This is a genomic window from Flavobacteriales bacterium (genome assembly GCA_016779935.1).
Classification (GTDB): domain Bacteria; phylum Bacteroidota; class Bacteroidia; order Flavobacteriales; family UBA7312.
Map to the genome: position 1 here is coordinate 203,509 of JADHMQ010000001.1, position 19,940 is coordinate 223,448.

At 32.1% G+C, this 19,940-nt stretch carries 19 protein-coding genes, 1 tRNA gene and 1 pseudogene; 8 read left to right on the forward strand and 13 right to left on the reverse strand.

The window, feature by feature from the left end; genetic code table 11:
* The first annotated feature begins 48 nt into the window (after positions 1 to 48).
* The 5 genes from fabG to ISP73_00980 are packed head-to-tail and all read left to right on the forward strand — an operon-like array spanning position 49 to position 4,511.
* Positions 49 to 795, forward strand: a complete 747-nt coding sequence (gene fabG / locus ISP73_00960) for a 3-oxoacyl-[acyl-carrier-protein] reductase (protein MBL6657157.1) — start codon at positions 49 to 51, stop codon at positions 793 to 795.
* Positions 795 to 2,819 carry a hypothetical protein gene (locus ISP73_00965; GenBank protein MBL6657158.1) on the forward strand — a complete coding sequence of 675 codons (2,025 nt, stop codon included), beginning with the start codon at positions 795 to 797 and terminating at the stop codon, positions 2,817 to 2,819. Before fabG ends, ISP73_00965 begins: the two co-directional genes overlap by 1 nt.
* A 21-nt stretch (positions 2,820 to 2,840) precedes the next feature.
* Positions 2,841 to 3,686: a prohibitin family protein gene (locus ISP73_00970; GenBank protein ID MBL6657159.1), complete on the forward strand. Its 846-nt coding sequence runs from the start codon at positions 2,841 to 2,843 to the stop codon at positions 3,684 to 3,686.
* A gap of 28 nt (positions 3,687 to 3,714) precedes the next feature.
* Positions 3,715 to 4,077, forward strand: a complete 363-nt coding sequence (locus tag ISP73_00975) for a hypothetical protein (GenBank protein MBL6657160.1) — start codon at positions 3,715 to 3,717, stop codon at positions 4,075 to 4,077.
* 29 nt (positions 4,078 to 4,106) lie between these two features.
* A complete protein-coding gene (locus ISP73_00980; protein MBL6657161.1) occupies positions 4,107 to 4,511 on the forward strand; it encodes a hypothetical protein in 405 nt (134 codons plus the stop codon).
* A gap of 2 nt (positions 4,512 to 4,513) precedes the next feature.
* Here the strand turns inward: ISP73_00980 and uvrB are convergent, their stop codons facing one another.
* From uvrB to ISP73_01030, 10 genes and pseudogenes are all read right to left on the reverse strand, one after another.
* Entirely contained in the window at positions 4,514 to 6,502 is a 1,989-nt protein-coding gene (gene uvrB, locus ISP73_00985; GenBank protein MBL6657162.1) for an excinuclease ABC subunit UvrB, read from the reverse strand.
* A complete protein-coding gene (locus tag ISP73_00990) occupies positions 6,502 to 8,289 on the reverse strand; it encodes a DUF349 domain-containing protein (GenBank protein MBL6657163.1) in 1,788 nt (595 codons plus the stop codon). Before ISP73_00990 ends, uvrB begins: the two co-directional genes overlap by 1 nt.
* 58 nt (positions 8,290 to 8,347) lie before the next feature.
* Positions 8,348 to 9,067: a shikimate dehydrogenase gene (locus ISP73_00995; GenBank protein ID MBL6657164.1), complete on the reverse strand. Its 720-nt coding sequence runs from the start codon at positions 9,065 to 9,067 to the stop codon at positions 8,348 to 8,350.
* Entirely contained in the window at positions 9,064 to 10,044 is a 981-nt protein-coding gene (locus ISP73_01000) for a DUF368 domain-containing protein (protein ID MBL6657165.1), read from the reverse strand. Before ISP73_01000 ends, ISP73_00995 begins: the two co-directional genes overlap by 4 nt.
* A gap of 1 nt (position 10,045) precedes the next feature.
* Entirely contained in the window at positions 10,046 to 10,342 is a 297-nt protein-coding gene (locus ISP73_01005) for a rhodanese-like domain-containing protein (protein ID MBL6657166.1), read from the reverse strand.
* Between the two features lie 12 nt (positions 10,343 to 10,354).
* Entirely contained in the window at positions 10,355 to 11,113 is a 759-nt protein-coding gene (locus tag ISP73_01010; protein ID MBL6657167.1) for a phosphosulfolactate synthase, read from the reverse strand.
* 5 nt (positions 11,114 to 11,118) lie between these two features.
* Positions 11,119 to 12,519: a hypothetical protein gene (locus tag ISP73_01015; GenBank protein MBL6657168.1), complete on the reverse strand. Its 1,401-nt coding sequence runs from the start codon at positions 12,517 to 12,519 to the stop codon at positions 11,119 to 11,121.
* Positions 12,520 to 12,602: 83 nt separating this feature from the next.
* A complete protein-coding gene (locus ISP73_01020) occupies positions 12,603 to 12,863 on the reverse strand; it encodes a gliding motility-associated C-terminal domain-containing protein (GenBank protein ID MBL6657169.1) in 261 nt (86 codons plus the stop codon).
* Between the two features lie 93 nt (positions 12,864 to 12,956).
* Positions 12,957 to 13,184, reverse strand: a pseudogene (locus tag ISP73_01025) (PKD domain-containing protein).
* Positions 13,126 to 13,863: a hypothetical protein gene (locus ISP73_01030; protein MBL6657170.1), complete on the reverse strand. Its 738-nt coding sequence runs from the start codon at positions 13,861 to 13,863 to the stop codon at positions 13,126 to 13,128. Before ISP73_01030 ends, ISP73_01025 begins: the two are co-directional and overlap by 59 nt.
* A 106-nt stretch (positions 13,864 to 13,969) precedes the next feature.
* Between ISP73_01030 and glmM the strand changes: the two genes are divergently transcribed.
* Positions 13,970 to 15,352 carry a phosphoglucosamine mutase gene (gene glmM, locus ISP73_01035; protein MBL6657171.1) on the forward strand — a complete coding sequence of 461 codons (1,383 nt, stop codon included), beginning with the start codon at positions 13,970 to 13,972 and terminating at the stop codon, positions 15,350 to 15,352.
* A gap of 10 nt (positions 15,353 to 15,362) precedes the next feature.
* Positions 15,363 to 16,493 (forward strand): cysteine desulfurase, encoded by a 1,131-nt coding sequence (locus ISP73_01040; protein ID MBL6657172.1) that lies wholly within the window; start codon positions 15,363 to 15,365, stop codon positions 16,491 to 16,493.
* On the opposite strand, the gene ISP73_01045 is transcribed toward ISP73_01040, so the two are convergent.
* Genes ISP73_01045 through ISP73_01055 form a run of 3 tightly spaced genes read right to left on the reverse strand, consistent with a single transcriptional unit; the run spans position 16,469 to position 19,683 of the window.
* Positions 16,469 to 17,479, reverse strand: coding sequence for a glycosyltransferase family 2 protein (locus ISP73_01045; GenBank protein ID MBL6657173.1), 1,011 nt, complete (start codon positions 17,477 to 17,479; stop codon positions 16,469 to 16,471). The two genes, ISP73_01040 and ISP73_01045, sit on opposite strands and share 25 nt — an antisense overlap.
* Positions 17,461 to 18,312, reverse strand: coding sequence for a lysophospholipid acyltransferase family protein (locus ISP73_01050; GenBank protein ID MBL6657174.1), 852 nt, complete (start codon positions 18,310 to 18,312; stop codon positions 17,461 to 17,463). The genes ISP73_01045 and ISP73_01050 overlap by 19 nt, the downstream gene beginning before the upstream one ends.
* A gap of 6 nt (positions 18,313 to 18,318) precedes the next feature.
* Positions 18,319 to 19,683, reverse strand: coding sequence for a GWxTD domain-containing protein (locus ISP73_01055; GenBank protein ID MBL6657175.1), 1,365 nt, complete (start codon positions 19,681 to 19,683; stop codon positions 18,319 to 18,321).
* A 154-nt stretch (positions 19,684 to 19,837) separates the two neighbouring features.
* Here ISP73_01055 and ISP73_01060 point away from each other — a divergent pair.
* Positions 19,838 to 19,922, forward strand: a tRNA-Ser gene (locus ISP73_01060).
* The last annotated feature ends 18 nt before the right edge of the window (positions 19,923 to 19,940 follow it).

A 19,940-nucleotide genomic window follows, 5' to 3' on the forward strand; every position in this document is an offset into this window, starting at 1 on the left:
CTTTTTTATTTTAATACACTATATTTATAATCTAAAATTAATGTCAATATGGAACTTTTAAAAGGTAAAACAGCAATAATTACAGGAGCATCCAGAGGAATTGGAAAGGGTATTGCTCTAAGCTTTGCACAAAACGGTGCAAACATTGCTTTTACGTATTTATCATCCGATGAAAAAGCAAAAGCATTAGAAGCTGAATTAAGTGAATATGGAATAAAAGCAAAAGGCTTTAAGTCTGATGCATCTAATTTTGAAGCTGCTCAAACTTTAGCTGATGATGTGATGTCAACATTTGGTTCTATTGATGTTTTGGTAAACAATGCTGGTATTACCAAAGACAACCTTCTTATGCGAATGAGTGAGGAGGATTTTGATAAAGTAATGGAAGTGAATTTAAAATCCATTTTCAATTTAACAAAAGCGGTATTACGACCAATGCTAAAGCAAAGAGCAGGTTCAATTATTAACATGAGTTCTGTTGTTGGTGTTAAAGGAAATGCTGGTCAAGCTAACTATTCTGCTTCCAAAGCAGGTATAATTGGATTCTCTAAATCTACAGCATTGGAGTTAGGTTCTAGAAATATTCGTTGTAACGTTATTGCTCCAGGATTTATTCAGACTGAAATGACTGAAAAACTAGATGAAAACGTTGTAAAAGGTTGGACGGACAGCATCCCACTTAAAAGAGGAGGAAATCCTGAAGATATAGCTAATGCTACATTATTTTTAGCGTCCGATATGTCTTCTTATATTTCAGGTCAAGTGTTGAATGTTTGTGGAGGAATGCTGACTTAATGAATGGTATTACAACTGAGTGGTCAATGTTTTGGATTCTAGGCTGTTTGGCTTTAGCATTCGCTTTATCATTCTTTTTGTACAATAAACGTTCATCGACTTCTTTCAAATCCACTAGAAGTATATTATTTGCTTTACGATTTATTACGGTCTTTTTAATATCTTTTTTTCTTCTAAAGCCTTTCATAAATAGTCAAAGTATTTTAAAAGAACAACCAATAGTTACTATTGGTATTGACAATTCTTCTTCAATTGTTGAGCATTCAAATAATTCTTTTAATTCAGACGATTTCAAAAACAACATTAATTCTTTGATAGGAGAATTATCGGATGATTTTGACCTTGAGTACTATACTTTTGGTGAACAAATAAAAAGAGATGGCGATATTAACTTTAGCGATAGATTGACAGATGTTTCAGCTTATTTGAATGAAATTTCTGATTTATATAGCAATAGAAATGTAGTCGCTAATATTGTAGTTTCAGATGGAATTTATAATTCCAACTCAAATCCATTATATGCTAAATATTCATTTGATGCTCCTTTATACACTGTCCTTTTGGGAGATACAACTCAAAAAAGAGACGTAGAACTCACCACAGTTTCATATAATGAGTTAGCGTATTTAGGAAACACTTTTCCATTAAAAGTAAGTGTATTAGCACAAAACTGCTTGGATGAGAATTTAAGTGTTAGTGTATGGGAAAATGATATTAAAATTAAAGAAGAGCAAGTAAAGGTAAACTCTACAAATGCTCAGTATTATTTTGATTTCTACTTGGACGCTAAAAAAATAGGTGTTCAGAAATATTCACTAAAAGTAAATCCACTAGAGAAAGAGAAGAATATTTTTAATAATCAAAAGGACATTTATATTGATGTTCTAAAAAGTAAACAGAAAATATTACTGCTTTCTGATATTACTCATCCAGATATATCGGCTATTAGTAATGCTATTGAATCCAATAAAAATTACCGTCTAATAGTTGAGTCAATTGATGATTTTGACGGCAATTACGAGTCTTATAGTTTGGTAATAGCTTTCCAAACAAACATCCCTGCAACAGACTTGCCTATTTTTTATTTTTTAGGCAATTCTATATCATCCATTCAAACGGATTGGTTTTCATACGAATCTAAGAATTCATTAAATGAAGTCATTGCTACCTATACGCCATTTTCATTATTCTCACTTGATGAAAAATGGAATGATCTTTTGCAGCAGTTACCCCCTTTGTATTCTCCTCTTTCTGTACTAGAATTTTATTCTGAACATTCAAGTCTATTCTTACAAAGCGTATTGGGAATAGAAACTGAAAAGCCGATTTTTTCCTTTTCAAAACAAAACGGTCAAAGAAATGCTGTATGCACAGTTGAAGGTCTATGGAAATGGAGATTATTTGAATTTATGAAAACAAAAGACCATAAACTTTTTAATGAGCTCATCAATAAGAGTATTCAGTTTTTGGCAGTTAAAGAAGATAAAAGGTCTTTTCGTTTGAGGTATGATAAATTGATTTTTGAGAATGAGCCACTATTGATTGAGGCTGATTTTTATAACTCAAATTTTGAACTCATTACCACTCCAGATGTGAGTATAACCATCACCGATGAAAATGGAGCAGATTTTCCATATACTTTTAATAAGCTTGACAATAATTACTTTTTAGAACTACAGCAATTAAGCGTTGGTAATTACACATTCACGGCATCTGTTCTTCATAATGGAGAAGAGTATGTGAATAAAGGACAGTTTTCAGTATTACAATTGGAAGTTGAAAAAATGAATTCAAAGGCTAATCATCAATTACTGTATTCTCTTTCTGAAAAATATAATGGTAAATCCTTTTATCTATCAAAATTGAGTGAGTTAAAGTCAGAACTAAATAAAATAGAATCTTCAATTTTGAGTTATGTTACTAAATCTCAAATTGATTTTATTAATTTGAGATGGATTTCCATTCTTTTATTTGTATTTTTGGTAACTGAATGGTTCGTGAGGAAAAGGAACACTAATATTTAACAATTAAAAAATTAAAACAGGATGTTTGAAAATAATGATTCAGGTGGATTTAACCCTAAACTACCTAGATTTTTTGTAATAGGATTTGTAGCAATTATATTTTTACTAATTACTGGAGGAAATATGTTTTATACTGTAAACCCTGGAGAAAAAGCGGTAGTATTTAAGCGATTTGGTGGAGGACTAGATAAAGATTTAGTAGTCCCTCAAGGATTTCACTTTATAGCACCATGGAACAAAGTCTATATTTATAACGTGAAAATTCAGGAAGACTATGAGGCAATGGAAGTGTTGTCTAAAAATGGTTTATCCATTAAAATTGATTTGTCTTTTCGTTTTACGCCAGACATGAGTCAACTTGGATACCTTCACGATTTAGTAGGAGAAGATTACTTAGAGAGTATCATTCGACCAGAAATTCGTTCTGTAACTAGGGAGGTAATTGGTGAGTACTTACCAGAAGAATTATATTCCACAAAACGTGAGGAAGTTGAAGATAAGATTTATGAAATTACATCTAGATCAATTGGTGATAAATACATTTTCTTAGATGCAATTTTAATTAGAGATGTAACTCTTCCAAAAACACTACAGGCAGCGATTGAAAATAAACTACGTCAAGAGCAAGAAGCTTTAGAGTATGAGTTCAAACTATTGAGAGAATCTAAAGAAGCCGAAAGAAAGCGAATTGAAGCTGAAGGTATTTCAGACTTCCAGAGAATTGTAACCAAGACCATTACACCTCAATTATTGAAATGGAAAGGTGTGGAAGCTACTCAAGAATTATCAAAATCACCAAACTCTAAAGTTATTGTTATTGGAAATGGTGATGGCGATTTACCAATTATCCTTGGCGGTAACGATTAATTAATAATAACCTAAACAATATAAGATTATGAAGAAAGTAATTTTAATGTTGGCATTTGTATTGCCATTAGCAATGATGGCTCAAACTAGACCAGCACCAGCAAAAAAGCCAGTTCCTGCTGAAAGAGTTTCTAAAAAAGTGAACTATATGGAAATGATATATTCGGAGGAAATAGCAGGAAAGAAAGGCAGTAAAGAGGTGAAAGCAACCTATACCTTTAATTCTACTAACCCTAGAATTGATAAAATGATGACTGAAACCTCTGGAAAGTTTAAAACAGTTGTAGATGCAATGAACTATCTTTCATCAATGGGTTGGGAACTAGTTTCGGTGAGTGATGAAAAGTATTATTTTAAGAATAGTAAAAGTAAACCACCGGTTAAAAGATAATTTTAAGCCTCTGAAAAGAGGCTTTTTTTATGAAACAATATCCAGAAAAAATACTATTAGCATGGGGAGAAGCTATCTCAGGTAACACTGAAATTAGAGATTGGCTTATGAAAAATAATTATCCTGAATTGGGCTTGTTTTGTTTTGCTCTTTATTTTGATAAAAAAGCATCCGATTGGCTAATGAAAAATGCTCCCCATTTGTTAGCTATGATAAAAGGCGTTGAAGGTAAAAAAGATGCCATTCGTTGGTTAGAAATCAATGGATTCACCTTACTATCTAGAATAGCTAAAGCAGCAGATGACGATAAAGAGCAAATGCGTTGGCTAATGACGAACGATAAACTTTTTGGTGCTATTGCTCAGCGAATTAAATTAGTGAAAGACGATATTGAAGAAACTAATAACGATGTACATCGTTGGGGCTATGAATAGAGCTATTTTTTCAATTTCTTTAGCTCAGTAAGCTTGTCTCTGAGCTTAACAGCTTCAAGAAAGTCTAAATCTTGAGCAGCATTTTCCATTTGTTTACGTGTATTTTTAATAGCCTTTTCAAGTTCTTTAGAGTTGGAATAATCGGCATTTGATTCTGCCGCCATACTCATGCCTTCTTTAATAGCGTAAGGATTTAGCTTTTTAGCTAATTCGTTGTCTTTTTTCTTATTGAGCGGGGTAGGTACTAGACCATTTTCCGTATTGTATGCCATTTGCTTCTCACGCCTTCTATTGGTTTCATCAACAGTGAGTTGCATACTGTTAGTAACTCTATCGGCATACATTATGACTAATCCATTTACATTTCTGGCAGCTCTACCTGCAGTTTGCGTTAATGAGCGTTGTGAGCGTAAAAAACCTTCCTTATCAGCATCTAAAATAGCCACAAGGCTAACTTCTGGTAAGTCAAGGCCTTCTCTCAAAAGGTTTACACCTACCAATACATCAAATAAGCCTTCTCTTAGTTCATGTAGTATTTCCACGCGTTCCAAGGTGTCCACATCAGAATGAATGTATCTACACTTAATATTGAATCTAGTGAGGTATTTTGTTAGTTCTTCCGCCATTCGCTTAGTAAGAGTAGTAACAAGTGTCCGCTCATTTTTATCTATTCTAAGCTTAATTTCTTCAAGCAAATCGTCTATTTGATTGAGTGAAGGACGCACGTCAATAATAGGGTCTAGTAATCCGGTAGGTCGAATTACTTGCTCTGCTACAACACCTCCAGATTGTTCTAATTCAAAATCGGCTGGCGTTGCACTTACATATATAAATTGGTTGTTTATGGTTTCAAATTCCTCAAATTTTAGTGGTCTATTGTCCATAGCAGCAGGTAATCGGAATCCATATTCTACTAAGTTTTCTTTTCTAGATCTATCGCCACCATACATGGCTCTAATCTGAGGAATGGTAACGTGACTCTCATCAATAACCGTCAAGAAATCGTTTGGGAAATAATCTATTAGACAGAATGGTCTGGTGCCAGCTTTTCTTCCGTCAAAATAACGGGAGTAATTCTCAATTCCAGAGCAGTAACCTAATTCGCGAATCATTTCTAAATCATAGTTTACACGCTCATCAAGACGTTTAGCTTCTGTCTTTCTATCCGTATTATGTAGAAATTGCACTTGGTCCATAAGGTCATCTTGAATTTGATGAATGGCACTTTGTATACGGTCTTTTGAAGCAACGAATATGGTAGCAGGAAAAATCCTCAAGTACTCAAACTTTTCAATGATGCTATTATTTACTGGGTCAAAACTTTCTATTTCTTCAATTTCATCACCCCAAAAATGAATTTTGTAAGCTATATCTGCATAGGCTGGGAAAATAGAAACCGTATCTCCTCTAACCATAAAATTTCCACGTTCAAATTGATTGGCTGATCTAGAATATAAGGATGTTACAAACTGATTTAGTAATTTATTCCTACTTAGTTTTTGTCCCGCGTGTATTTCAATGACATTATTATTGAATTCTTCTGGATTTCCAATTCCATAAATACAAGAAACGGATGCGACCACAATGATATCTTTTCTGCCTGATAGTAGAGTAGAGGTGGTGCTTAAACGGAGTTTTTCTATTTCATCGTTAATGGATAAGTCTTTCTCGATATATGTTCCTGAACTTGGTATATAGGCCTCAGGTTGATAATAGTCGTAGTAAGATACAAAATATTCAACAGCATTATTTGGAAAAAACTGCTTAAACTCACTGTAAAGTTGAGCGGCTAAAGTTTTATTATGACTTAATATCAAGGTAGGTTTTTCAACTTCCTTTATCACATTTGCTATTGTAAACGTTTTTCCAGAACCTGTAACTCCAAGTAGAGTTTGATGCTTTTCATCGTTATAAATCCCTTGAGCTAATTGTTTTATAGCTTGTGGTTGGTCACCCGTTGGTTTAAAATCAGAAAAAATTTCAAACCCCATTAAATTGAATTGATTAATTTAATTTTTGCCTTGAGTTCCTCAATGCTATCGTATCCATTTTGGATTTTTTTCAATACTTGTTGTTTGAGTTTGTCAGCACCTTTTGAATTACCAAAGAAGGCGACATTGGTCTCGTATTGATTAATTTCTTTTTGTAAGTCGTTAATTTTAGTTTTCAAAAATTGCTTCTCTTTATCAAGGGCAAGAGGGCTTGAGTTCTCCTTTAAACGATCTAGTTTACTATTGAACCTAACATTTTCAAGTTCTTTTTTATCGACTTTCATTTTTGAATAGAAGCCGTCAATAGTCTTTTTGAAAGTGTTTTCTATTTCGAAATTATCTCTAGGCACACTTCCAATGGCGTACCATTCTTTTTGAAAGAGTTTAAGGCTTTCAAAATTTGATGAGTTATCATCAGTCAAGTTATAAGCTCTCACTTTTTCTAATAACTCTTCTTTGAGTTTTAAGTTACCAGCTTTTTCTTTATCTAAGTCTGCGAAGAACGCTTTCTTATTCTTGTAAAACGTATTTACAGCCTTTTTAAAACGATTCCATAACTTATCTGAAAGACTTTTAGGAAGATGACCACTTTTCTTCCAGTCATCTTGTAATTTTATGAATTGTTGTGAGTGATGTTTCCAATCGATATTGTCTGATTGGATTAACTCTTCTGCTTTCTCACAAAGTTTTGTTTTAGCGTTTACTATTTCTTTATTTTCAACTTTCTTAGTTTTGTAAAACTCATTTTTTTTTGCGTAAAATAAAGATAAACTTTCTCTTAAAGTCTTCCAGGCTTCTTTGTTATCTTCTTTATTTAGGCCACCCTCTTTTTTCCATTTTAGTTCTAATTCTTGAACTTTCTCGGTGAGTTTATTCCATCTACTATGGTTGTCTGCACTTTCATTAGTTAGTTCGTTGATTTGTTGACAAATTTCTTGTTTGTTTTTGAAAGCTTGAGTGCCACGTTCTTTAAGTTCTACATAATGGTCATTACGTTTCTTATGAAGTTCTCTACTTGCATTTTTAAAACGTTCCCACATTTCTTCTCTAAGTTCACGTTTTACTGGACCAATTTCTTTCCACTTTTGGTGAAGCTCTTGTAGTTCATTGTGGATTTTATTTATTGATTTTTCATTCAGTAGAGCTTCAGTAGCTTCACATATTTGAAGTTTTTTCTCATAGTTTTTATTGAAGTCTAAATCTCTCAGTTCATTATTGATTTTTACATAATCATAAAATCGTTCAACCTGATAGTGATAGGATTTCCAAATTTCATTGCGATAACCTATAGAAACTTCACCTGTATTTCTCCACTTTTCTTGTAAAGCTTTAAACTTTTCGAATGTGTCTTTGAGAGTTTCTTCTGTATTAATTAAGGCTTCTATATCTTCGATTATAGCTGTTTTAATCTTGTGATTTTTAATATAATCGGACTCAATCTTTTCTCTTAAATCGTTCTTTTTCTTTTTGAAATTATTTAAGAGATTTTTAAATTCTTTCTCTAATGGGTGAGTGTATGAAAATTCTTCCTCAACGCCACCATCAGCTATGAAATCTGATTTTTTTTGTTCTTTTTCAGAGTTTACTTTTTTGTAGAAAACAGACTTTATAATATCAACGGTTTTAGCATTGCTAAATACATCTTCTGATTTGTTAAGCTCATTAACTTCATTTATTATTTCATCCAAAGTTAATTCGCTGTAATCTTTTAAAGGAGTTGTAATTTCATTAGTTACCTCATCTGAAATAACTTCTTCATTTGTATTTTCTGTTTTTTTTAGACTCATCTTGTTAATTAATTTGAACGTAACACAAATTTAATATTTATAATTTTAAATGCTAGATTTACTTAGACCAAATTATATATGACTTTTCTGCTTGTATTTGTAGCATTTCTAACCCATTTTTTGTTTGGCAATTATAATGTTTTCCTTTTTTTATGAATTCTGTTTCCTCAGGATTATACACTAGATCGTAAAGCAAATGATTTTCAGATAAGTATTCATATGGTATTGGTGGAAAAGAATGGATATCTGGATAGGTTCCAAGCGGTGTGCAATTAATAATGATTTGATGATTATTTATTGTTTTTTTATCAATTGAGTGATAGTTGAATTCTGACTTTCTAGAAATGACTTTATACTCTATTTTTAATTCTTTTAAAGCATAAATAATAGCTTTTGATGCTCCACCACTACCCAAAATCAATGCTTTTTTATGAGTATTATTTAAAAGAGGCTTGATGGATTTTTTGAAACCAATATAATCTGTATTATGTCCTATGAGCTTATCGTTTACTCTTTTTACGCAATTGACTGCATTAATTTCTTTTGCTGATTCATCAATATCATCCAAAAATGGAATTATAGACTCCTTGAAAGGAATGGTTACATTAAAGCCAGAAAGTTCAGACAGCAACTCATTTTCAAATAGCTTTTCAAGCTTTTCGGATTCAAAATTTATGTATTGAAAATGGCTTATATTCTCTTCCTTAAACTTTTTCTCAAAGTAATTTTTTGAAAAGGAATGTTTTAGAGGATAGCCAATTAAACCGAAAGTTTTCATGTTTGTTTCTTTGCTAATAATTCAACAGCGGTTATTGTTAGTACACCAAGAAACATTATTCCCAAAACTATGAATTCACTTTTAGTCCATGCGTTTGGAATATAGCGTTCATAGCCAACGAGTAGGGGTTCGCCGTGTCGATTTAATACTTCGAAATTGAATACTTCTTCTTTCCATGGCCAAATAATGCTTAATGAACCGAAGACAAAGCCTGTAAGTAAGGAAAGAGTTTGGTCATGAAAGCGTTTGAATATGATTGAAATAAGGTTTGAAAAGAGGATAATCCCTACAATTGAACCTACTAAAAATAGCATGAAATAAATAAGATATTCAAATTGTGGACTTTCTATAAAATTTATTACAGTGCCATTTAAAAAAGCTTCAACAAAGTCAGTTAGACTATTGATAGACTTTACCATCAAAAGGTGATAATTCCCCATTAGCATCAGAATGTATGAGCCTGATAAGCCTGGAAGTATCATGCCACATATTCCTATTAGTCCGCAGATAAAAATATATAGGTAGGACGTGTTTTCAGTAGGTGAGGGGGAAAGAAATGACAAGGCAGATGCGATGCCCAATCCAATAATGAACAAACTTATTGTTGTCCATTTCCATCTATTGATTTTTTTGCTGATGGGATATATTGAGGCTAATACAAGTCCAAAAAAATAACCCCATGTTTCTGATGGATATTCAATTAATAAATAGTCAAATAATTGAGCGAGTAATAAAACACTTAATACCATTCCAAATAGGATTGGTACAATAAATTTTAGATTGAGCTGAATTGATAAATCTTTAAATTTCCCTTTAGATAAAAGGCGTATTGATTCTATATTAAATGATTTTAGTGAGTTAATAAATTCTTCATAGATGTTTGTTATTAGAGCAATTGTTCCACCAGAAACTCCTGGCACAACGTTTGCTGCTCCCATTGCTAATCCTTTAAGGGTAAGTGTTATAAATTTTAGCATTTTAAACAGTTAAAATTTTTTCTTCCCAAGCAGCATAGCCTCCTTCCAAGTCTTGAATATTTGTTAAGGAATGCATTTTTTCTAGCATATATTTTAGTGAGCGGCTTCTTTTTCCACTGTTGCAGTATATTACAACTGGTTTATCGTTTGGAATTTCATCAATTCTATCCATAAATTGACTGAGTGGGATATTGAATTCGCTGATATAACCGTTTTCACATTCATAGGGTTCCCTAATGTCAATAATTACAAGAGTTTCGTTTGACTGAATTTTCTGTTTAAGTTCTTTGGCATTCATTTGTTTGAAGTTTTAAGGCAGATGGTCAAAAAAGGTGTCACCACGAAGTCCTAATCTGAGACATTCAAGTGGAATTACTTCATTGTGAGCAATATTTCCGAGATTTACATTTGGTCCCATTAGTTTAATAAACCAAACTTGTTGGTTTTTTTGAGGGGATTCCCAAATGATATTATCGTTATCAATCTTCGTCAAAATTTCTTCAATAAGGTCTGAGCGTACTTCACCACTACCTCTATAAATACCAACATTTCCGCCTTCTCTTGCTTCGGCAATTACTTTCCATGAACCAGCATCAATTTCTTTTTGCATTAGTTCAATCCATTTATATGGAGGAATTAATTTATTAGCATCTTTAGATCCAACTTCAGATAACACTCTGAAATTATTACATAGTGATTTAATATAATTACATTTCTCAACATGAGATATTTCAATTGAACCATCAGAAACCTCAATAGTATCAATGTTATATTTATCTAATATTCTTTTATAGTCATCAAACATATCTCTGGCTATAAAAGCCTCAAAAAGTGTTCCGCCGAAATAAATGCTTATGTCAGCTTCTTGATAAAGCTTAATTTTTTGTTCAAGATTTGTGCTGATTATAGAGGTGCCAAAACCAAACTTTACCAAATCAGTGAGGTGTCCAGCAGTTTCAATGAAGTCTTCAACTTGTCTGATACTTAGGCCATTATCCATCATCATTGTCAAGCCATTTTTTCTTGGCTTTGAAGCACGATTAGGCAAGTGTGTAATATTGAAATTCATGTAATTTATTTTTTGTGTTCGGTCAGCAAATTTAACAGAATTATGTTTGATTTTACACTTGGCATGTATCTAAAAAAATCTTCGTGTTTTTCATAGTTTATTATTAAGGCTTCTTTGAAAAATTGCAAGCCTAAATCATCGTTGCCAGATTTAAATAAATAAGCTGATATCCTATAAGATAATTCGGCTTTTTTAGGGTTAAGTTTAATGGCTTTTTTCAATAAGTCTATAGCTTCACTATATGATTCGTATTGAAATAACAAGTGCGAATAGTTTAGCCATGTTTCAGAATCAAATTCATCAAGCTCTAGTACTTTTCTGTATGCTATTTCAGCTTCTTTGATAAAGCCCACTTTTTCATGTATTTGAGCATAAGAAAATAAATAGTCAATATTTGATGGGTTTATATCAACGGCTTTCTTTATATGGTAAGATGCTTCAATGTGTTGTCCCTGTAAATCCATAATTAGAGCAAGAGCAAACCACGATTCATCGAAATTTTCATCTTTTTTTATGGACTTATGAAAGTATGATTTTGCTTTTTCAAGTTTATCAAGCTTTTCATAGTAATCACCTATATCATAGAATAAAGCAGCATTTGGTTCTCTGTATTTTACAGAATCTAAGCAGCAATCAATAGCGTTTTGATAATACCCTAGTTCAGAAAGAGAGTCAGCTTTATTTATGTATGCTTTTATATAATCTTCTTGAATATAAATGGTGTAATCAAATGCTTCAATCGCATTTATGTGATCTTCTTTTCTTTGATAGGCTGCTCCTAAGTAAAACCATGCTTCATAATCGTATGGATTTGAACACAAATATTTTTTAATAAATGTTATAGCTCTATTTGAATTTTCTTCAATTTCTGATGAAATAATATATGTGTACCAATACAAATCGTTTTTAGAATCTAACATTAGCAGTTTTTCTAGCATGTCGTTAGACTTTGAATAATCGTCTACAAATTGGTATTCATTAGCTAAAGAGGAAATGACTTCTTCATTAAATGGATTTGTAATTAAAAGCTCTTCCAAAATCTCAATGGCTTCGGTGTGCTGTTTTAATTTACTATGAACAATGGATAATGTATAGAGATAATCTTCATTTTTTGAATAAGAAATTTCGTTTAGCTTATTTAAAGCCTCCTGTGGTCTGTCAAAAAAGATTAAAACTTGTGCTTTTTTAAGATTAAGTTGAAATGAAAACGGAAAAAGCTTTTCATATAAAGTGAAAGCTTTAATGATTTTTTTCTTGTTTTCCTTTTCGCAGTAATGGTCAATAATTCGCTCAACTTCTTCTGATTCAAAATATTCGAAGCGTTGGCTTTCAAGCATTTTGTTAAATCGATTAATTAAGTTTTTAGTATTGTTATCCTCCCGCGGGGTTAAGTCGTCTTCATTCATACTATAAAGATAATTTTAAAGTATTTATTTTCAAAAATATTTTTGATTAGTTTATGAACAAAGAAATCAACACAGCAGTTTTTTTACCTAATCAATGTAACTTGACCAACTAACTTTTGCTCTTCACCATTTAGGAAAACTACATGTATTTTATAAACGTACACATCAGTTTGACAAAGTTCTCCTTTATAATATCCATTCCATCCGACTGACATTTTTTCTGTTGAAAAAATATGCTCTCCCCATCGGTTGAAAATATCTAGTTTGTAATTTTTTGCGCCTAATATTACTGGATGAAAGATATCGTTTATTTCATTGTTTTGATGAATGTTTCCATTATTCATATTATGAGAATTCGGTGTAAATGAATTAGGAATTATGATATTTCCTTTAGAGTTGTTTGTAACTGAAATTGTCCTGTAACTTGTGTCTGAACACAGTTCATTTTGAGCGATAAGTACAATATTATAATACCCATTCTCATCATAGGTATGTGTTGGATTAATTTCTGTTGTAGTTGTTGAATCCCCAAAATCCCAAATGTAATTCGTGGCAAATTCTGATTGATTATTTGTTTCTAGAATTAGGCCAGGCTCATCGAATAATTCAGTATTTACTGTAAATCGTGATATTGGTGTTTTGAAAACTAACCAATGTATCTGGATAACATAAAAGGCTAGAAGATGGGCTTATAGAAGCATCGTCTATGTCCCAAATTCTTAAAGGTGTAAAAGTAGCTAAACTTGCCCCCCCTTGAAGAGTATTGCATTCATTTTCAGCAGTAAGCGTTACTTGTGTGGCGCAATTTACTGTGCCTTTTTCATAAGTATGAGTAATATGTTGTCCTGCATTATTGAAATCATATGTTTCGTTATTTGTACCGTCAAAAAAACTCCATATAAAAACTGTATTTTCTGATATATCTGTTGATGAATTTATAAACTCTAAACTACCAGGAGCACATGTGCTTGTAAGACCACCAAATGGAATTTGAATGGAGGCGTTTGTGGGTTCTTCCATAATTAGTTCACCCGTTATCACACATGTGATGTCAGTTAAATTTATGGTTATTGTATAATTTTGAACAGTTGATAAGTAAATATGGCTAATTGGTGAATTAGCAGTCCAGCTTGTTCCAGTTGTAAATGTACTACCATCACCCCAATCAATAGAGTAATTCCCAATATTTGAATTAGATTGTAAAGATAAATTATAATCGTTTCCATCACATACTATCCATTTTGGAGTAGAAGATAAATTACCTTCAAAATCATAAAAATCAGGACACTGAGCAGTACAATAACAAGTAATTATACATAGGATGTATGTAAGATGTAATTTCATAGGCTTTATCAACATCAAAGGTCATTAAAATTTGTTGAAAATGAATTTTTTTGTAATTGTATTTATCTAAAGTATTACATTTGTAATCTTATTAAAATGTGTATAAATGACATTGATAAAATCCATTTCTGGAATTAGAGGTACGATTGGAGGAAAAGTTGGTGAAGGATTATCTCCAATTGATACAGTAAGATTTACGGCAGCATATGGTAGTTGGATAAAATCAAACACCACACATTCAAATGTCAAAATTATAGTAGGTAGGGATGCGCGTATTTCAGGAGATATTATTCGTCAATTGGTAGTAAGTACGTTACAATCTCTGGGAATTGATGTGCTTGATTTAGGACTATCAACCACACCAACGGTTGAAGTTGCTGTAGAAATGGAAAATGCTGATGGTGGTATTATTTTAACAGCTAGTCATAACCCAAAGCAATGGAACGCCCTTAAACTATTAAATAGTAAGGGAGAATTTATTAATGGTAAAGATGGGGCTGAGGTACTAGAAATAGCAGAAGCCGATAATTATATATTTTCCGATGTTGATAGTTTGGGTAAGTACTCACAAGATAATGCATACATTCAAAAACATATCGACAGTGTATTGGCTTTAGAATGGGTAAAGCCAAATATTATTAAGGAAGCAAAATTTAAGGTCGTTGTAGATGCTGTAAATTCAACAGGTGGCTTAGCTATTCCACAATTATTAGAAGCTTTAGGTGTTGAGTGTATACCTCTTTATTGTGAGCCTAATGGTCACTTTCCACACAATCCTGAGCCATTACCTGAACATTTAACTGAGATATCAAAACTCGTCGTTGAGCATTCAGCTGATTTAGGTATTGTAGTTGATCCTGATGTTGATAGATTAGCTATTGTAAATGAAGATGGCAGTATGTTTGGTGAAGAATATACTTTAGTTGCTGTAGCAGATTATATATTATCTAAACAAAAAGGGAACTCAGTATCAAATTTATCATCCTCAAGAGCTTTGAAGGTTGTTACAGAAAAGTATGGAGGAGAGTATTATTCATCTGCAGTAGGAGAGGTGAATGTTGTTGATAAGATGAAATCTTGTGAAGCAGTTATTGGTGGTGAAGGAAATGGAGGGATAATTTATCCTGATTCTCACTACGGAAGAGATTCTTTAGTAGGAGTGGCACTTTTCTTATCTCATCTTGCAGAAAAAAAGTTAAAATGCTCAGAATTAAGAGCAACCTATCCCAATTATTTTATGTCAAAGAATAAAATTCAATTGACACCAGAGATTAATGTAGATGTCATTTTAAATACAATGTCTGATAAATATTCTAATGAGGATGTTACTACTATAGACGGTGTTAAAATTGATTTTGAAAACGAATGGGTACATCTCAGAAAATCAAATACTGAGCCGATTATTAGAATATACACTGAAAGCACCAGCCCTGACTCTGTAAATACCTTAGCATTACGTTTTATGAATGAAATTAAAGAATTGACTTAAATTTTTAATCATGAAAGTATACTTAGATAACGCTGCTACTACAAAAATTGACCCTGAGGTAATCGAGGTTATGTTGCCAATTTTAAATGAAGGTTTTGGAAACCCATCATCTATTCATTCCTTTGGAAGAGAGTCACGTGCACTCGTTGAAAAAGCTAGAAAAAATGTCGCTCGTCATTTGAATTGTAACCCCGGAGAAATATTTTTTACTTCTGGTGGAACAGAAGCCGATAATATGGCTATCAAATGTGGTATGCTTGATTTAGGAATTAATCATGCTATCACCTCTAAAATTGAACACCATGCAGTTGGGCATACTCTTGAAGATATGTCTTCTAAAGGCTTAATTAAGCTTTCTTTTGTGAATCTTGATGATAAAGGGAATGTTGACTTAAAACATTTGGAGGAATTATTGAAAACCAATAAACGTTCTTTTGTTTCTCTAATGCATGCTAACAATGAAATTGGCAACCTTTTGTCTTTAGGAGAAGTTGCTAATATATGTGAAAAATATAATGCTGTATTTCATTCCGATACAGTACAGACAATGGCTCATTACACATTTGACTTAAAGACAATAAACATTCATTTTATAACTGGTGCTGCTCACAAGTTTCATGGTCCTAAAGGAAATGGGTTTTTATATATAAATGAAAATATCAAGATTAAACCTTTGATATATGGTGGTGGACAGGAAAGAAACATGAGAGCTGGCACTGAAAATGTTTATGGAATTGTTGGTTTATCAAAGGCTATGGATGTTTCTTATTCAGATTTAGAAAATCATAGAAAACATATTGAGTCTTTAAAAATACGGATGATTGAAGGCTTAAAGAAATCTATTCCTGGAGTAGAGTTTAATGGTGAGAGTGCCAATATTGAAAAATCATTATATACTGTCTTAAGTGTAATGTTCCCAAAGACTGACATTGGAGAAATGCTATTCTATAATTTAGATATTATGGGTGTTGCTTCTTCTGGAGGGAGTGCATGCTCTTCTGGTAGTAATTTAGGTTCTCATGTTCTTCGTAATATAGGATCAGACATGAGTAGGCCTTCATTACGTTTTTCGTTTAGTAAATTTAATACAGAAGAAGAAATCGATTACACTATAAGTCAACTAAAGTCATTATTTAGCTGATTGAATTCTCGTTTCTTAGCAAAGAAATATGAAAATATTATACTATTCTGAGGTAGAGATATCTTGTAGTCTTTTGGTCTTTTCTTTCTGAACTGTTTTAGAAAAGTGTAGTAATGAATATGAGCTTTGAGTATAGCAAAAATATGATGAGGCTTTTTATCTAAAATCATTTTTACACTAGAAAGACCATCTAGTAACATTCGTGTAAAAAGTATTTTGAAACGGTTTTTTGGCTCTAGGTTTTTGTAAAGCATTAAAAGGTTGTTTCTATAATTTAAATACGTTTTAAAATAGCTTCCGTTTTTTAGAGTACCACCGCCAACATGATAAACGGTTGATTTTGGAATACACATGATTTTATAGCCTTTGTTTTTAAGTTTCCAACAGAGGTCAATTTCTTCCATGTGAGCAAAGAAGTCCCAGTCAAAGCCACCCACTTCATAAAAAGCTGTTGAACGTAAAAATAAGCATGCACCACTTGCCCAGAATATTTCTATAGGATTATCGTATTGTCCTTTATCTTCTTCTAAATTGTCAAAAATCCGACCTCTGCAATAGGGGTATCCATATTTATCTAAAAATCCACCACATGCGCCAGCATATTCAAAGTGAGTTTTTTCGTCGTATTTTTTGATTTTTGGTTGACAAGCCGCTATTGACTTATCTTTTTCCATTTGTTCAATAATGGGCATTATCCAATTATCCGTGACCTCTACATCTGAATTCAATAGTACGTAGTAATCTGCACAAATGTGTTGAAGAGCATTGTTGTACCCCCCTGCATAGCCAGTATTATCTTTATTTTCCACAATTTTTACAGAGGGAAAATTCTCTTTCACATAATCCAATGATTTGTCAGTAGAAGCATTATCAGCAACATAGACCTCTGCTTCTTTACTTTTTAGAATTACATCTCCTAAAAACGTTTTGAGCCAATGAAGTCCATTATAATTAAGAATTACTACTGCTACTTTTGGTGCTTCCATCTTCTATGCGACCACAACCAAAAGGCTGGGTTTTTATTAATATCTTCTTCTAGTTTTATGAAATGTAAGTTGGTTATTTCTCCTTCCTTAGTTTCCTTAGGATGTTCTGTTATTAGTTCAAATACAATTTCATAATAACCATGACTTTTAGGGCTTACTGTTGCGAAAAATACAGGACTATCTAATTTTTTAGCCAATTTCTCTGTACCCAAAAATACAGGAGTTTTCTGATTTAAAAAATTAATCCAGTAATTTATCTCTTCAGATGATGGTGTTTGGTCACCAACGATACCTATTAAACGGGCATTATTCTCTTTTTTAAGCAAAAATCGTACACTTTCTTTCATACTTACCATTCTAGCACTTAGTTGTCCTCTAATGCTCTTCATTTTAGTATTCCAAAAATTGGATGATAGCTCTTTATATATCGCTACCATTTGGTTATTAAAATGCATAGAAGTTGCTAGTAAACCCCATTCCCAATTTCCGTAATGTCCCATTACAACAATAACATCTCTATTATTATTGAGATAGTCGTTTATCAATTCGTCATTTTTAAATGATACTCGTTTTGATAAAATACTTTTATTAATAGAAAATAGCTTTAAGGATTCAGCCAGTAAGCGTCCAAAATAACGGTAGAAATCGTTAGCGATTTTATTTATTTCTTTTTTCGATTTATGAGGATAAGCATTAGATAGATTGGTGAGGACTACGTTTTTCCTATATCCAAATATTCTCAGAAGCAATGTGAACTTCCAGGACAGTATATTTAACCATTTTAGTGGATAATATGAATAGAGTTTTATAATGAAATACAGTATGCTATTCAAAAGAAATTAGTTTGGAGTTTTGAAGTAATCAAAAGGAGATTTTTCCCCATCATCACCACTATCATAATAATTTTCTTCAAATCGGTTAAGCCAATCGGTATCAGAAACTTCACCAGACTTATTAGAATAAACTAATCGGTATTCATTAGGCATATTTTTATTGCTAAAAATGAACTTTATATTACGTTCATTTCCAATATTGTAATAGTGCCAAACTTCAAATGGTTGAAATTGATTTGGTAAAACTTCTTCAGATATTGAATTTGGTTGCCCGTATGATAAATATATTCTACCTCTATCTGATAAATACCCTTTTTGAAGACCATTGCCAAACTTATTATTAACCGCTTTTACTTTATTTCGATAGGTAAGCCAAGAAGATTCCGAATCAAAAGGGTTTCTTTCTTTCCAGAAGTTGTAGAAGTAGTTTTGAAGCATTTTTAAATCATCATAGTTTAGTTGATTGTCCGCAAAAATACTTTCTTTAGTAGTTTGAATGGGGTATAAATAATTAATGAAGAGTTTAAGAGAATCTTTATTAGTAATGCGTGAAACAAAAGTTCCTTCAACTGCAGTAACAGTATCAATAATGTCTTTATTCACTTTATAAAAAACTTGATTTTTGGAATGTAAGGTGTTGTTGTTTTTGTCTATGGCAGTAACTTCCAAATAATAGGTGCCAGTAGGAATGTCATTCAAGGAAAAACTCGCTAAAATTGGCGTTGTCTTTTTGTTGCTTTTTTTATTTAGCGCCAAATTATTAACAATTTTATTAGTCGATTGAGAAATGACTTTAGTCTGTAGTAGAACAGCCTCTTTACTATCGTTATAATACTCGTAATAGAATGTGATTTTTTTATTATTACTATTGTAAAAATTAGAGATGAAAGGCACTAAATCATAGCCTGATTTACTTAAAATGTTTACTTCTTTGGTGTCAGAATAACTATCTATTAACTGAATATTTGAAAAGCCGTTTGTTGTTTTTACAGTCAAGTCTTGTTGATGGCTTATTTCATTATCACTATCATTATTGTCTTTTATGTTTAGTTTCAATTGATAATTACCGTCATTTAAAAAATACCGTTGTTGGTCAATAAATACAAAATCGATATTTGATGTATCATCTATCTCTGGACTATTAAGATTATACTTGTCAAAAACGGTCTTATTGTCATTTGAAATTATCTCTATGGTAACTACTAGTGAGCTTTGAAATTTTCTATTGCCATTTAACACATAATTGACGCTATTTCCATCTATTGAAAGATAGGTTTCAATGTATGTTTTATTTTCAGATTGGAATTTCCCAACATCAAATTGAGCATTTACAGACTGTGCATGGGATAAATGGCTCAGAAAAAACATCATTAAAAATGTGTATATACTAGAAGAGATGAATGATGTTTTCACTATAAATGAGGCTTAAAAATTAATCTTATGCTAAGTTACGAAAATATAATCAGTAATTTTTGCGGTTAATGTGTGTGTGAAAACCAAAAATATTTTACTTTTGCCCTCCGCAGGAGAGATGGCAGAGTGGTCGAATGCGGTGGTCTTGAAAACCATTGTACAGCAATGTACCGGGGGTTCGAATCCCTCTCTCTCCGCAAAAACCAGCACCTAAG